The following is a 433-nucleotide window of genomic DNA, read 5'->3' as shown; positions in this document are numbered from 1 at the left end:
AGGCATTCAATCGCTTCCAATACGCTCGAATAAACGACTCTGACGTTGCAATACTTATGGCAGGGCTAAGCCTGGAACAAGCAGCAAAGCTTGTAGACGGCTTTAGGGAGCTAGTTGAAGACCATATTGTTATGATAGATGAGTTCAGCTTCAACTTCACTGTTTCAGCAGGAATAACCGAGAACAACAATAACTCTTTAATTGAGCTTTTAAAAAATGCTGACAATCGCCTGTATCTAGCCCGAGAAAATGGTGAAAATCAGGTATGGTTTGAAGACTAAGCAAGTCCTGCAAGATATACTTGCAGCAAAGAGATAGCCCTGACTATACTCTTACAGCACCAACACACCGTGATATTCTGCTTTTGTCACAATAAAAATAAAAACTATCGGGCACAGCAACTGCCTGAAACACAAGAAAGGTAGAACAACAA

General features: G+C 40.9%; 1 protein-coding gene. It reads left to right on the top strand.

The features are described 5' to 3' along the window. Nucleotides 1–281 (top strand): diguanylate cyclase domain-containing protein (locus A3757_RS05075; protein ID WP_156506188.1); only part of this gene is annotated, 281 nt, incomplete at its 5' end. Nucleotides 282–433: the final 152 nt, after the last annotated feature.

The organism is Oleiphilus sp. HI0117 (genome assembly GCF_001635235.1).
This window is presented reverse-complemented; position numbering and strand designations above follow the sequence as displayed.